This is a genomic window from Micromonospora sp. WMMD729 (assembly GCF_049315225.1).
In the GTDB taxonomy this organism is placed as follows: Bacteria; Actinomycetota; Actinomycetes; order Mycobacteriales; family Micromonosporaceae; genus Micromonospora.
This window is the reverse complement of the sequence record NZ_CP186059.1, coordinates 6,605,740-6,619,795: the sequence shown is the minus strand read 5'-3', so window position 1 is coordinate 6,619,795 and position 14,056 is coordinate 6,605,740. Positions and strand designations below refer to the sequence as shown.

Annotated in this window: 11 protein-coding genes; 7 read left to right on the top strand and 4 right to left on the bottom strand. The window is 73.7% G+C overall.

The window, feature by feature from the left end:
- Window positions 1-5: 5 nt before the first annotated feature.
- Window positions 6-629, bottom strand: coding sequence for a phosphoesterase PA-phosphatase (locus ACN263_RS30570; RefSeq protein WP_422737652.1), 624 nt, complete (start codon window positions 627-629; stop codon window positions 6-8).
- 411 nt (window positions 630-1,040) lie between these two features.
- Between ACN263_RS30570 and ACN263_RS30565 the strand changes: the two genes are divergently transcribed.
- The 7 genes from ACN263_RS30565 (at window position 1,041) to ACN263_RS30535 (ending at window position 11,511) form a co-directional block, all read left to right on the top strand.
- A complete protein-coding gene (locus tag ACN263_RS30565; RefSeq protein WP_422737651.1) occupies window positions 1,041-1,904 on the top strand; it encodes a hypothetical protein in 864 nt (287 codons plus the stop codon).
- A gap of 582 nt (window positions 1,905-2,486) precedes the next feature.
- Window positions 2,487-3,662 carry a pyruvate dehydrogenase (acetyl-transferring) E1 component subunit alpha gene (pdhA, locus tag ACN263_RS30560; RefSeq protein WP_422737650.1) on the top strand — a complete coding sequence of 392 codons (1,176 nt, stop codon included), beginning with the start codon at window positions 2,487-2,489 and terminating at the stop codon, window positions 3,660-3,662.
- Window positions 3,662-4,651 carry an alpha-ketoacid dehydrogenase subunit beta gene (locus ACN263_RS30555; RefSeq protein ID WP_422737649.1) on the top strand — a complete coding sequence of 330 codons (990 nt, stop codon included), beginning with the start codon at window positions 3,662-3,664 and terminating at the stop codon, window positions 4,649-4,651. The genes pdhA and ACN263_RS30555 overlap by 1 nt, the downstream gene beginning before the upstream one ends.
- A 5-nt stretch (window positions 4,652-4,656) precedes the next feature.
- Window positions 4,657-6,165, top strand: coding sequence for a dihydrolipoamide acetyltransferase family protein (locus ACN263_RS30550; RefSeq protein WP_422740880.1), 1,509 nt, complete (start codon window positions 4,657-4,659; stop codon window positions 6,163-6,165).
- A 218-nt stretch (window positions 6,166-6,383) separates the two neighbouring features.
- Window positions 6,384-6,524, top strand: a complete 141-nt coding sequence (locus tag ACN263_RS30545; RefSeq protein ID WP_357129538.1) for a hypothetical protein — start codon at window positions 6,384-6,386, stop codon at window positions 6,522-6,524.
- 366 nt (window positions 6,525-6,890) lie between these two features.
- Entirely contained in the window at window positions 6,891-9,482 is a 2,592-nt protein-coding gene (locus ACN263_RS30540; RefSeq protein WP_422737648.1) for an LppU/SCO3897 family protein, read from the top strand.
- Window positions 9,483-9,672: 190 nt separating this feature from the next.
- A complete protein-coding gene (locus ACN263_RS30535) occupies window positions 9,673-11,511 on the top strand; it encodes an NHL domain-containing thioredoxin family protein (RefSeq protein WP_422737647.1) in 1,839 nt (612 codons plus the stop codon).
- 62 nt (window positions 11,512-11,573) lie between these two features.
- Here ACN263_RS30535 and ACN263_RS30530 read toward each other — a convergent pair whose 3' ends face one another.
- Genes ACN263_RS30530 through ACN263_RS30520 form a run of 3 tightly spaced genes read right to left on the bottom strand, consistent with a single transcriptional unit; the run spans window position 11,574 to window position 13,898 of the window.
- On the bottom strand, window positions 11,574-12,323 hold the full coding sequence (locus ACN263_RS30530; protein WP_422737646.1) for a LamB/YcsF family protein: 750 nt from the start codon (window positions 12,321-12,323) through the stop codon (window positions 11,574-11,576).
- Entirely contained in the window at window positions 12,307-13,269 is a 963-nt protein-coding gene (locus ACN263_RS30525) for a biotin-dependent carboxyltransferase family protein (protein WP_422737645.1), read from the bottom strand. The genes ACN263_RS30530 and ACN263_RS30525 overlap by 17 nt, the downstream gene beginning before the upstream one ends.
- Entirely contained in the window at window positions 13,167-13,898 is a 732-nt protein-coding gene (locus ACN263_RS30520; RefSeq protein ID WP_422737644.1) for a 5-oxoprolinase subunit B family protein, read from the bottom strand. Before ACN263_RS30520 ends, ACN263_RS30525 begins: the two co-directional genes overlap by 103 nt.
- Window positions 13,899-14,056 lie beyond the last annotated feature (158 nt).

Genomic DNA, 14,056 nt, shown 5'->3' with positions numbered 1-14,056 from the left:
GCCGCTCAGCGCAGAAGGCCGAAGACGACCGCCGCGATCAGCGCGCCGAGCGCTCCGCCGGCGAGCACCTGCGCGATGGTGTGATCTCGCAGCCGTACCCGGGACCAGCCGACCACTCCCAGCAGGGGCGCGGCGACCAGGAACCCGCGCCCGAAGGTCAGCGCCAGGATGACCAGCGTGCCGGCGGAGACCGCCGAATGGATCGACATCTTCCACCAGTGGCTCACCGACACGGCGACCACCAGTCCGACCAGCCCCGCCGCCGCCAGCGCCAGCAGGGCACGCGGTGCGCCGAGGACGAGAAGCAGGGCGAGCCCGGCGGTGACCGAGCCGAGACCGACCAGCAGGGGGACCCTCCGCTGCTCCCGGCGGCCGATGTGGTGGTCGGTGAGCCGCCCCCGGCGGACGCCACCGACGATGTAGGCGAACGGGATGCCGGTGACGAAGACCGTCGCGAGCAGGCCCCACACCAAGCCCCGGACACTGCCCCGGCTGCTGTGCCAGCTCACCGTGACGATCAGAAGCGACACCAGCACGGCCGGAGCGGTCAGCTCGGTGACGAGTCGGGCGACCCGCAGCCCCGGACCGGGTCGGACGGCGACCGGGCGGGGTTGCGAACCGCCGCCCACGCCACCCCCTGCTGTGCGCTACCGCTGACCAGCGCCGTCTCGGCGACACCTGCCCGTCACCGTACCGCCGACAAGGCCCTCGAATGCACGGGTCCGGCCGCCGACAGACGCCCCCACCCCCGCGGTCGCTCCCGGTGATCAAGAAGTTTGCGTCACCGCGACCACGATTCGTGACGCAAATCTCTTGATCACCGAGTTCCCGTGGGCGACGGCCCGCCCGGGGTCGTCCCTATCCAGGGGACGCCCTTGACGTCGTCGGTCCGCGCGAGGGCTTCCATGATCGCGCCGATCTTGCGGTTTCTGTTGTCGTTATGGGCGTATTACGCCTCTTGTCGCGACAGAAAGTGCAAGATCGCGGCGGTTCTCGGCGCGGCGGCGGTTCTGGGCGCGGCAGCGGGGGTCCCGGGTGCGGTGGCGGTTCTTGGCGCGGCGGGACTGGGGGCGAGCGTGGGTGACGGCGCGGTGGTGGGCTCGGGTGGGGTGGCGGACGGGCGGGGGGTGGCGGAGGGGCGGGAGGTGGCGGACGGGCGGGGGGTGGCGGAGGGGCGGGAGGTGGCGGACGGGCGGGAGGTGGCGGACGGGCGGGGGGTGGGCGACGGTGGGGGTGTGCTGGCCGGGGCGGAGCGGGTGCTGGTGGGGGCGGCCGTTGCGGTGGGCGTGGCCGGGTCGGGCGTGGCCGGATCCGTGGCGGTGGGTGGGGCCGGGTCGGTCGTGGTGGGGGTTCCCGGGTCGGTGGCGGTGGGGGTCGTCGGGTCGGTCGGCGACGGGGTCGGGTCGGACGTTTCGGTCGGGTCCGGGTCTGGTGGCGCGGTCGGTGACGGCACCGGCGGCGGGCTGGACGGTGGCCCGGCCGGCGGGGCGGTGCGGGTGGGTCGGGGCGCCGGCGGCGGCGCGGACACCACCCGGCGCGTGGGCAACCGGTCGTCGACGTTCGGGCCGTACCACGAGTCGTCCGGGACGCGCCGGGGCGCACCGGGCAGCCAGTCGGCGGTCGCGGTCGGGCCGGCGCTGGGCGGGTCGGGGAACGGAAGCGCGGGCGGCGGCGGCTGCGTGGTCACCGGCATCGGGATGACCACCGGCCCGACCGACGGGGTCGGGATGAACGGGGTGCTCGAGTCCGGCAACGCGGAGGTGCCCGGGGTGGCCGAGCCCGCGCTGATCGCCGCGAGCACGGGCATCGACGCGGTGCCGGCCAACAGCGCGACGGTGAGCAGGTATCCCCGGGAGGGGCCACCCACACCGGGTGCCCGGTGCGCTCCGATCACCCGGCGGTAGCCGCCCGGCGAACGGTGGCGGCCCAGTGCGGGTGTGCCGGGCCCGTCGCCTGACTCGTCCACCGCACACCCCTTGTCGTCGCCCCTGCGGTCAGCGCGGGGACCGCGCGGGGTGGAATCCGGCTAATCACCCGATCGGCGCGATCCTGCGGGAATCAGCCTCGCCCAGTTACGGTCCGTCAGCCAACACCCACCGCGTGTCGACACGCGGCACTGGCCGAACGGTGACGAATCAGCACCGGATCGCCCGGTGGACGCGCGACGGCATGATGACGACAAAGAACGACAAACCATAGACGGTCGGAATGCGAGCCGGGCGTACTGTGGGCACGCTCACCTGCTCTGCGAATATGGAGCACGACGGCAACGCAGCCGCGACCTCCGCGCACCCCCGCGGCAGACGCGGCCCGGCGCCGGCGCTCCCGATCCGGGTTCGGCCAGAACCCGGCTCACGCCGCGCGGCAACCCCCACCCGGGCTAGGCGCGGCCGCCAGGAACCGGTCCGGCAGCAGCCGGGCAGGCGCACGAGTTGCGTGGCCGGGTGACCCCCCGGTGCCGACGCAGACACGACAGGGAGAGACCGATGGCAAAGGGCGACCCCGGGGGCACCACCCGCAGCAGGCGGGCAGCTCCCCGCTCCAGAAAGGGCGCGGCCGGCAACCCCGAGCTGGTGCAGCTGCTCACCCCCGAAGGCGAGCGGATCGACAGCGCCACCGGACCGGACGGCACCGAGTACCGCGTCGACTTCTCCGACGAGGAGTACCGCGGGCTGTACCGCGACCTGGTGCTGGTACGCAAGCTTGACGCCGAGGCGACCGCGTTGCAGCGGCAGGGCGAGCTGGGCCTCTGGGCCAGCCTGCTCGGCCAGGAGGCCGCGCAGGTCGGCTCCGGGCGGGCGCTGCGTCCGCAGGACATGGCCTTCCCGACGTACCGGGAGCACGGCGTCCTCTACTGCCGGGGCATCGACCCGATCATGCCGCTCGGCCTGTTCCGCGGCGTCGACCAGGGCGGCTGGGACCCGAACGAGTTCAAGTTCAACATGTACACGATCGTCATCGGGGCGCAGACCCTGCACGCGACCGGATACGCCATGGGCATCACCATGGACGGCAAGGTCGGCACCGACGACGGCGAGGCCGCGATCGCCTACTTCGGCGACGGGGCCACCAGCCAGGGCGACGTCAACGAGGCATTCGTCTGGGCCAGCGTGTTCAACGCGCCGCTGGTCTTCTTCTGCCAGAACAACCAGTACGCGATCTCCGAGCCGCTGGAGCGGCAGACCCGGGTGCCGCTCTACCAGCGGGCCGCCGGATTCGGCTTCCCCGGCGTACGGGTGGACGGCAACGACGTGCTGGCGTCGTACGCGGTCACCCGCACCGCGCTGGACAACGCCCGGCACGGGCAGGGGCCGAGCCTCATCGAGGCGTACACCTACCGGATGGGCGCGCACACCACCTCCGACGATCCGACCCGCTACCGGATCGCCAGCGAGGTGGAGTCGTGGCAGGCGAAGGACCCGATCCTGCGGGTCAAGACCTTCCTGGAGAAGCAGCAGATCGCCGACGCGGCCTTCTTCGCCGAGGTCGACGAGCAGGCCCGCCGCGAGGCGGTGCACCTGCGCGAGCGCGTACTCACCATGCCCAACCCCGAGCCGGTGACGATGTTCGACCACGTCTACCCCAACGGTTCCCCGCTGCTCGACGAGCAGCGTGCGCAGTTCAACCGCTACCTGGAGTCGTTCGAGGGGAGCGCCCACTGATGGCCACGGAGACGCTCACCCTCGGCAAGGCCCTCAATACCGGCCTACGCCGCGCCCTGGAGAACGACCCCAAGGTCGTCGTCATGGGCGAGGACGTCGGCAAGCTCGGCGGCGTCTTCCGGATCACCGACGGGCTGCAGAAGGACTTCGGTGACCAGCGGGTCATCGACACCCCGCTCGCCGAGTCCGGCATCATCGGCACCGCCGTCGGCCTGGCCATCCGCGGCTACCGGCCGGTCTGCGAGATCCAGTTCGACGGCTTCGTCTACCCCGCGTACGACCAGATCGTGTCGCAGGTCGCGAAGATGCACTACCGCTCGGGCGGCAAGCTCAGCATCCCGATGGTGATCCGGATTCCGTTCGGCGGCGGCATCGGCGCGGTCGAGCACCACTCCGAGTCGCCGGAGGCGTACTTCGCGCACACCGCCGGCCTGAAGGTGGTGACCTGCGCCAACCCGCAGGACGCGTACGTGATGATCCAACAGGCCATCGCCTCGGACGACCCGATCGTCTTCCTGGAGCCCAAGCGGCGCTACTGGGAGAAGGGCCAGGTCGACCTGGACGCGCCGCTGTCCGACGCGTACCCCCTGCACTCGGCCCGCGTGGTGCGGCCCGGCACGGACGCAACCCTGCTGGCCTACGGCCCGATGGTGCGCACCTGCCTGGAGGCCGCGACGGCCGCCGCCGAGGACGGCCGGGAGCTGGAGGTCATCGACCTGCGCACGCTGTCCCCGCTGGACCTGGGCGCGGTCTACGAGTCGGTGAAGCGCACCGGTCGCGCGGTCGTGGTGCACGAGGCGCCGTCCAACATCGGACTGGGCGCCGAGCTGGCCGCCCGGATCACCGAGGAGTGCTTCTACTCCCTGGAGTCGCCCGTGCTCCGGGTGACCGGCTTCGACACCCCCTACCCGGCGGCCCGGGTGGAGGAGGAGTACCTGCCCGACCTCGACCGGGTGCTCGACGCCGTCGACCGCACCTTCGGCTGGTGAGCGGGATGTCCCGGATCAAGGAGTTCAACCTGCCCGACCTGGGCGAGGGGCTGACCGAGGGCGAGATCCTGGCCTGGCTGGTCAAGGTGGGCGACACGATCGAGCTGAACCAGCCGATCGTCGAGGTCGAGACGGCCAAGGCGGCGGTGGAGATCCCGGCGAAGTGGGCCGGGCAGGTACGGGCGATCTTCCACCCGGAGGGCACCACGGTCGAGGTCGGTACGCCGATCATCGCGATCGACACCGACCCGGGCGCCGGTCCGCTAAACGATCCGTCGACCACGGCGGCGCCGGCCGGTGACCTGCCCACCCCGTCGGCGGCGTCGCTGGCGGCGGTGGAGGTGGCCCCGGCCGAGGGCATGGTCGAGCCGGGCCTGATCGGCGGCCCCGCCCCGGGCGGCCGCACGGCGGTCCTGGTCGGCTACGGCCCCCGCACGACCACCGCAGGGCGCCGCCCCCGCAAGAACGTCGTCCCCGCCCCCGCGCCGGCCGCCGCGCCGGTCGATCATGGAGCTGTGGTGGGCGACAAAGCCACTGCTACCCCGACGATTCCGGCACCACAAGCCCATGATCGACGCGACGGGGCTAACGGTGGCGGGGCTGGCCGGGCGGTGGCGGGCGGTCTGGTTCTGGCGAAGCCGCCGGTTCGGAAGCTTGCCAAGGATCTTGGGGTTGACCTGCGGGCGCTTTCCGGGTCGGGGCCGCTGGGCTCGATCACCCGGGAGGACGTACAGCAGGCGGCTCGCTGGGCCGTGGCGGTGGCCGAGCCGGTCGCGGCGACCTCGACCGCGACGAGCGCCGCGAGCTTCGGCGCGGACCGTGAGCAGCGCATCCCGGTCAAGGGGGTCCGCAAGCTCACGGCCGAGAACATGTCCCGCTCGGCGTTCACCGCCCCGCACGTCACGGAGTTCCTGACCGTCGACGTGACCCGGGCGATGAAGGCGTTGGAGCGCCTGCGGAGCCGGCGGGAGTGGCGGGACGTACGGGTCTCGCCGTTGCTGCTGGTGGCGAAGGCCGTGCTGCTCGCCGTCAAGCGTCACCCCATGGTCAATTCGACCTGGGCGGGCGACGAGATCGTGGTCAAGGAGTACGTCAACCTCGGTATCGCGGCGGCGACCGAGCGCGGCCTGATCGTGCCGAACGTCAAGGACGCCGGCCGGCTCTCGCTGCGCGAGTTGGCGGACGCGCTGAACGACCTGGTGCAGACGGCGAAGTCCGGCCGTACCTCGCCCGCGGACATGTCCGGCGGCACCCTGACCATCACCAACGTCGGGGTGTTCGGGGTGGACACCGGAACGCCGATCCTGCCGCCGGGTGAGTCGGCGATCCTCGCCTTCGGCGCGGTGCGGGAGATGCCCTGGGTGCACAAGGGCAAGGTCAAGGCCCGCCAGGTGACCACCCTGGGGCTGAGCTTCGATCACCGGATCATCGACGGTGAGCTGGGCTCGAAGTTCCTGCGCGACATCGGCGACTTCCTCGCCGACCCCGAGGCGGCGCTGCTCGCCTGGACCTGACGGGTCGCGACGCCAGCCACGGCCGGTGTGCCACGGGTTAACGCCCGGCACACCGGCCGTGTCCGTTGGGCGACGGAACCGTCGGCGACAGGCCCTGTTGACCTTTGATTGTTAGGCGGGTGTCCCAGCTCACCTAATAATCGATGGAAGTTGGCCGTCTTCTGCGGTTGAATAGACACATCAGGGGCCGACAACCGAATAGCCAGGGGGACCCAGCAATGAGCAGCATGATCGAGCGAATCCGCAACCACCGCGACGCCAACCGCCGCGCCCGTGCCATCGAGCACGCGCTGCGCTCGGCGAACTCGCCGGCCGTTCGCGAGGAGCTTCTCGTCATCGCCCAGCGTCACATGAGCTGACGCTCCACGACATTTCTCACCTCCTCCAGATCGATGGCCCACCCGGCTCACCGGGTGGGCCATCGGCGTTCCGCCCGCCCGTCACACCGGGACGCCCGCACGTGACACCGGGATTCCGCCCTGCCGCAACGCCCGGTACGGTGGGCTTCGGTCGCCGCCCGCCGGCCCGGCCGACGCCGAGCCGATAGAAGCTGCTCGACACCACCCGGCGACGGGCAGTGACGACCGGTGCTCCTTTGGACGCCCCATGGGGCCACCGGATACGGTGCGTGGAGCCGGCACGGCGGTACGCCGGTGACGCCGGCAGCCATGCCGAGGAAGACCGATCGGTACCGGCGGCCGACATGTGATGGAGGAGGCGCACCCATGACGTCCGAGGGCCCGCACCGTCCCGGCCAGGAGCCGGACGAGGTGTCGCCGGGCGCCGGCGGACCGGCGCCGTACGGCGACCGCCCGGCGCAGCCGGACAACGGCAGTAACGCCGCCGGCCCCGACCTGGGCTGGGCACCACCCCCGCCGCCCGCCCGACCGAACCCGTCCTGGGCGACTCAGGTGGAGCCGCAGCCGAACCCCGCGTGGGGTGCTGCCGCCGCACCGCAGCCCGGCGATCCGGCACAGCCCGCCTGGGCCGCCGGTGGCCCTCCGGAGCCGACCCCCACCGCCCAGTGGACTCCTCCCCAGCAGGGCTGGACGCCGCCCGAGCAGCCGGCCCCCGCGTGGCCCGCCGCCCCGGCCGCCCCCGCCGAGCAGCAGCCCGACTGGGCGCAGGCCCAGCCGGCCGCGCGAGGCGCCGCCCAGGTGCCCCCGGCCACCGCCGCCTGGCCCGCCCAGGACGACCCGTCCCGCTCCGGCGGATGGGCAGGCGGGGCGGCCCCGGTCAGCCCGCCGGCCCCGGAGTGGCACGGCGAGCCGGCGCAGCCCGCCGGCCGCGCCGCCGTACCCGCCCCGCAGGACGACTCGTCGGGGTCCGGCGGCTGGCCCGTCGGAGCAGCCGCCGCACGCGACGACCAGCCCGTGTGGACGCCGGCCGAGCAGGCGCCCCAGACCTGGGGCCAGCCGACCGAGCAGGCGTCGCCCGGCTGGGCACCCGCCGAATCGGCCGGAGCGCGCGGTGCGGCCCAGGTGCCGGCCGGTACCTGGCCCGCACCGGACGACGCCCCGCAGCCCGCGGCCTGGGGTGGCGCAGAGGCCCGTCCGCAGCAGCCGGACTGGGTGCTTCCCGCCCAGGACCAGCCCGTCGAGCGTCCGGAACCGACCGCGTGGCCCCAGGCCGAGCAGGCCGGCCCCGCGTCCGCCCGGGCCAGCGTGAGCGTGCCCGGCAGCGACGCGACGCCCGGTTGGGCCGCCGCCGGCCCGGACAACCCGGCGCCGGCCGCTGCCGGGGCCGCCGAGGTCCAGCCGTGGGCAGCGGGCGAGGTGTGGGGCCGCGCTGAGGCGGAGGCATCCGCACAGGCTCGCGGCGGCTGGGACGCCGACCGGGGCGACGAGCAGCCGGTCTACCAGCCCGCGCCCGCACCCGGCATCTCACCCGCCAACGCCGTGCCGCTGCCCCCGCAGGAGCAGCGCGTACCGGGTGCCAGCCTCGCCGCCGCCCCGCCGGCCGACTACGTGCCCTCGACGCCGTTCACCCCCATCCCCGAGCAGCCGGCGTACCCCGAACGGGACACCCCGGACGCCGCCGTGCAGCACGACGCCGAGCCGGCCGGCTGGGCCCGGGGCGAGGAGGCGTCCGCGGGTGCCGCCGTGGTGCCCGCTCCGCGTACCTCGCCGGAGTCGGGGTCCGGCCGCGCCGTCGTACCGGCGTCGGACGCCGAAGCGGCCGCGGGCGGGGCCCGTGCCTCGGCGAGCGCCTCGGTGCCGCTGGCCAGCCGGGTGATGCCCCCGGCCGACCAGGCGATGCGGCCGGCCAGCACGGCCGCACCCCAACCAAGGGTGTACGGCCGTCCGGCGCGGCCCGAGGAGGACGAGCCGGAGCAGGCGGGTCCGGAGGCGTTCCAGGCCAACCCGAGCCCCGAGCACCCGGGCGCGCCCGACTGGCAGCACGACGCCGGTCGGCCCAACGCGCCGGACTGGCAGCAGGAGGGTCGGCCCAGCGCCCCGGACTGGCAGCAGGCACCCGAGCGCCCGGCCGCCCCGGACTGGCAGCAGGACGCCGGGCGTCCCGCTCTGCCCGACTGGCAGCAGGCACCCGAGCGCCAGAGCCCGCCGGACTGGCAGAACGGGCCGGAGCGGCAGGGCTTCCCCGGTTGGGGCGAGGAACCACCGTCCGCGCCGAACGGTTTCGGTGAGCCGCCCGCAGCGGCCGCCGCCGCGCCGCCGGCGTTCCCGCCCGGTGTGCCGTCCTTCGTCGACGCGCCCGGCAACAACCGACCGGTGAACGGAGTTCGGCCGCAGTCCGGCGGTGAGCGCCCGGACGACCGGTTCGGACCGGGTACGCCGGCCGCCGGCGCCGCCGCCGGGAACGGCGTTCCGGGCTTCGGTGGGCCGGGCGTCGAGCAGGCGCCGGGGGCGCAGTTCCCGGCGTTCCCGCCGCCGCAGCCCACGCCCTCCTGGGGCCAGGAGGCCGGCGAATCGGACCAGGGTCGGTTCGACGCGTTCAAGCCGGACGCGGACGAGCCCAAGGTGGAGCCGCCCGCGCCGAAGGTGCGCAACGGCCGCGTCCTGGCTGCGGTGCTGATCGCCGCCGTGCTCATCCTCGCGGTGCCGCTCGGCCTGCTGATGCTGCTCGGCAAGTTCGGTGGCGGGGACGACGCACCGGCCTTCAACCCGGCGGTCGGCACCTGCGTCAAGCAGGTCGGCCAGGGTGCCTCGGCGGTGGACTGCACTGAGGCGGGCGCGTTCACGATCGTCTCCAAGGTGGACGCGAAGGACAAGTGCGCCGACCCGGCGCAGCCCCACGTCGTGCTGCCCGGCGAGGGCACCAACCGGGTGCTCTGCCTCAAGCCGGCCACCAAGTAGGACCGACGACGGCGGGGTCACGGGCGACCGTGACCCCGCCGCTTCGCATCCCGCGCGTGATCCACCCCCACTTCAGCGACGTGGGGGCGTCCCGCCGACGGGATACCGCCACCTCGGCGATGTGGAGTGGATCAACCCTGTCGCCCGGGTCACGGCGGCCGGAGCTGCGCGACGTGGCAGGCTGGCAGGCATGGGAACGACAGCGCGCGTACGGGCACCTGAGCTTCGGGGCCGGCAGTGGCTCAACACCGGCGGCAAGGACCTGACCCTCCAGGATCTCCGTGGCAAGATCGTTCTTGCCGATTTTTGGACCTTCTGCTGCATCAACTGCCTCCACGTGCTCGACGAGCTGCGGCCGCTGGAGGAGAAGTACGGCGACGTGCTCGTCGTGATCGGCGTGCACTCGCCGAAGTTCGAGCACGAGAAGGACGCCGACGCGCTGGTCGCCGCCGTCGAGCGGTACGGGGTGCACCACCCCGTACTCGACGATCCCGAGCTGGACATGTGGCAGCAGTACGCGGCCCGCGCCTGGCCGACCCTGTCGGTGATCGACCCCGAGGGGTACGTGGTGGCCACCATGGCCGGCGAGGGGCACGCCGAAGGGCTGGCCCGGCTGATCGACGAGCTGATCGCCACCCACGAGGCGAAGGGCACCCTGCACCGGGGCGACGGACCGTACGTCCCGCCGCCGGCACCGGAGACAGCGCTGCGCTTCCCGGGCAAGGCGGTGCTGCTGCCGGACGGCAACCTGCTGGTCTCCGACTCGGCGCGGCACTCGCTGGTCGAGGTGGCCCCGGACGGCGAGACGGTGGTGCGACGGATCGGCTCGGGCGAGCGGGGTCGGGCGGACGGGCCGGCCGGCTCGGCGACCTTCTCCGAGCCGCAGGGCCTGTGCCTGCTGCCCATGCACGTCGCCGAGGTGGCCGGTTACGACCTGGTGGTCGCCGACACGGTCAACCACCTCCTGCGTGGCGTACGGCTGGAGTCCGGCGAGGTGGTCACCGTCGCCGGCAGCGGACGGCAGTGGCGTGCCGCGGTCGACGACCACGCGCACGACGCACTCTCGGTGGACCTCTCCTCGCCGTGGGACCTGGCCTGGTACGACGACAAGCTGATCATCGCGATGGCGGGTATCCACCAGCTCTGGTGGTTCGACCCGATCAAGCGGACCGCCGGCATGTACGCGGGCACCACCGTCGAGGCGCTACGGGATGGGCCGCTGGACGAGGCCTGGATGGCGCAGCCGTCGGGCCTGTCCGTCTCCGCCGACGGCGCGCGGCTCTGGGTGGCCGACAGCGAGACCAGCGCCGTCCGGTACGTCGAGAACGGGGTGCTGGGCACCGCCGTCGGCCAGGGTCTGTTCGACTTCGGGCACGTGGACGGGCCGGCTGAGTCGGCGCTGCTGCAACACCCGCTGGGCGTGTGCGCGCTGCCGGACGGCTCGGTGCTGATCGCGGACACGTACAACGGCGCGGTGCGCCGCTTCGACCCCGACAGCAACCAGGTCTCCACCGTCGCCGACGGGCTGGCCGAGCCGAGTGACCTGGTACTCACCCCGGCCGGCGAGGTGCTGGTGGTGGAGTCCGCCGCGCACCGGCTGACCCGGCTCGCCCCGGGCGCCCTGTCGGCGGCGGGCGCGAGCACCGTGGACGGCCCTCGGCACCGCACCGAGCGCAAACCGACCGACGTGGCGGCCGGCGAGGTCACCCTGGACATCGTCTTCACCCCGGCCCCGGGTCAGAAGCTGGACGAGACGTACGGGCCGTCCACCCGCCTGGTCGTCTCGGCGTCCCCGCCGGAGCTGCTGCTCGACGGCGGCGGCACGAGCACCGAACTGTCCCGCCGGCTGGTGCTCAACGGCGAGATCACCGCCGGGGTGCTCCAGGTGACCGCGCAGGCGGCGACCTGCGACGCGGACGTCGAGCACGCGGCCTGCCACCTGACCCGGCAGGACTGGGGGGTACCGGTTCGGGTGGTCGACGGCGCCGCGACCCGGCTCCCCCTGGTGCTGCGCGGGCTCGACGCGTAGCGCAGCGGTCCCGACGCCCTGCACGACGGCCCACACCGCCAGCGCGGCCCGCACGCCGGCGCTCAGGCGAACGGGGCCACCGTGACGCCGGCGTCGATCAGGCTGGCCCGCACCAGCTCGGCGGCGGACACCGCGCCCGGGGTGTCGCCGTGGACGCAGATCGACTCGACCGGACAGGGGATCACGGTGCCGTCCACGGCCACGACGGTCCGTTCGGTGGCCATCCGTACCGCTCGGGTGGCCACCTCCTCCGGGTCGCTGATCACCGCGCCGGGCGTACCGCGCGGCACCAGCGACCCGTTGGGCAGGTAGCCGCGGTCGGCGAAGGCCTCGGCGACCACCGGGAGGCCCGCGCCGACGGCGAGCTGGGCGAGTGTGGAGCCGGGCAGGCAGAGCACCGGCAGGTCGGGGTTGTGGTCGCTGACGGCGGCGACCACGGCCGCCGCCTGGGACTCGTCGGTGGCGGCGGCGTGGTACAGCGCGCCGTGCGGCTTGAGGTAGCGCACCCGGGTACGGAAGATCCGGCAGAACGCGTCCAGGGCACCCAACTGGTAGGTGATCTCGTCGCGCAGCTCGGCGAAGTCGTACGCGATCCGCCGCCGGCCGAAGCCGGCCAGGTCCCGATAGCCGACCTGCGCGCCCACCGCGACCCCGTGCCGTACCGCGCCCTCGCAGACCCGGCGCATCGTGGACGGGTCACCGCCGTGGAAGCCGCAGGCCACGTTGGCGCTGGTCACCAGGGCCAGCAGCGCGTCGTCGTCGCCGAGGCGCCAGATGCCGAATCCTTCGCCCAGATCAGCGTTGAGGTCCATGAAACCTGACGGTAGTGCCTGGTCGGGCCTGCGCGAGCGGGGTCACGTCGGTGACCACCCCGATGACCGGGTAACCGCCGGTGGTCGGGTGGTCGGCGAGGAAGATCAGCGGTTGGCCGTCCGCCGGCACCTGCACCGCGCCGAGCACGATGCCCTCGCTGGGTAGTTCGCCGGCCACCGCGCGGGGCAGCGGCGCGCCGGCGAGCCGCGCGCCGACCCGGTTGCTGACCGGGCTCACGGTGTACGCGCTGCCGAACAGCAGGTCGAGCGCGGCCGGGGTGAACCAGTCGTCACGGGGGCCGAGGTGGACGCCCAGGCGCAGTTCCGGTGCGGGGGTCACTCCGACGGTCACGTCCACCGGTGCGGGTTGCCCGGTCGGTACGCCGAGCGGCAGCCGGTCACCGTCGCGCAGCGGGGCCGGGCCGAGTCCGGCGAGGGTGTCGGTGGCGCGGCTGCCCAGCACCGCGGGTACGTCGATGCCCCCAGCGACGGCCAGCCAACTCCGTACGCCCTGCCGGGCCGGACCGACGCGCAGCACCGTGCCGGCGGGCAGGCTGAGCGGACGTCCGGTGTCCCCCGCCCGGTCGCCGGCCCGCACGGTCACCGGGGCGCCGGTGATGGCCACGGTGGTGGCGCGGGTCAGCCGCAGCACGCAGCCGGTCAGGGTGATCTCCAGGCCGGCCGCCTGCTCGGGGTTGCCGACCAGCCGGTTGGCGAGCCGGAGGGCGGCCGGGTCGAGCGCGCCGGACCGGGGCACGCCGAGGTGCGCCCAGCCGGGCCGGCCGAGGTCCTGCACGGTGGTGAGCGCCCCGGCGCGCAGCACCTCGATCTCGGCGGAACCCGTCACGCCGCCACCATCCGCACGCGGGTGCCGGGGCTGAGCCGGGCGGGCGGGTCGCTGTCGACGTCGAAGAGGGTCAGCTCGGTCCGGCCGACCAGCAGCCATCCGCCGGGGGACGCGCTGGGATAGATCCCGGCGTACGGGCCGGCCAGGGCGACCGATCCGGCCGGTACCCGGGGGCGGGGGGTGGGTAGCCGGGGCAACGCCAGTTCGGCGGGGAGCCCGGTCAGGTAGGGAAACCCAGGCGCGAAGCCGCAGAACGCGACCCGAAAAGCTGTGCCGGTCAGCCGACGCAAAACCCCCGCCACGTCCAAGCTCCACCGCTCAGCAACGACCAACAGATCCGGCCCGTCAAACACAACCTCCACAACAACCTCCGCGCCCACCCCACGCGCCGATCTTGCGCTTTCTGTCGTCGATATGCCCCGATCAGACGGTTCTGTCGGCACAGGAAGTGCAAGATCGACGGGGTGGGAGGGGGAGGGGGTGCTCGCTGCGGTGATGACCTTGGGGGTCCAGTGGGACAGCAGGGTGGCGGTTGCGGCGGGGTTCGGTAGGCCGTCGAGCAGGACGGTGCTGGCCGCTGGAACGATCTCCAGCGCGGTCAGGTCTCCGCGTTCGCGGCGCCGCCACAACTCGGCCCGCCAGGCCTCGACCAGGTCGGACGCGGCCAGGCCGGCGGAGCCACCGCACTCGATCAGAAGGGCGTGCGCCCCGACGGGCCGAATCCGCATCGCCCCATCTTCACCGACGGACGCCCCCTCCATCCCTCGCGATCTTGCACTTTCTGTGGCGACAAATGGAGCCATCCACTCATCTCCACCACCGAAACTGCAAGATCGGCGCGTGCCATGCGTCACCGGTCGGACTACTTGAAAGTAACCTACGGTGC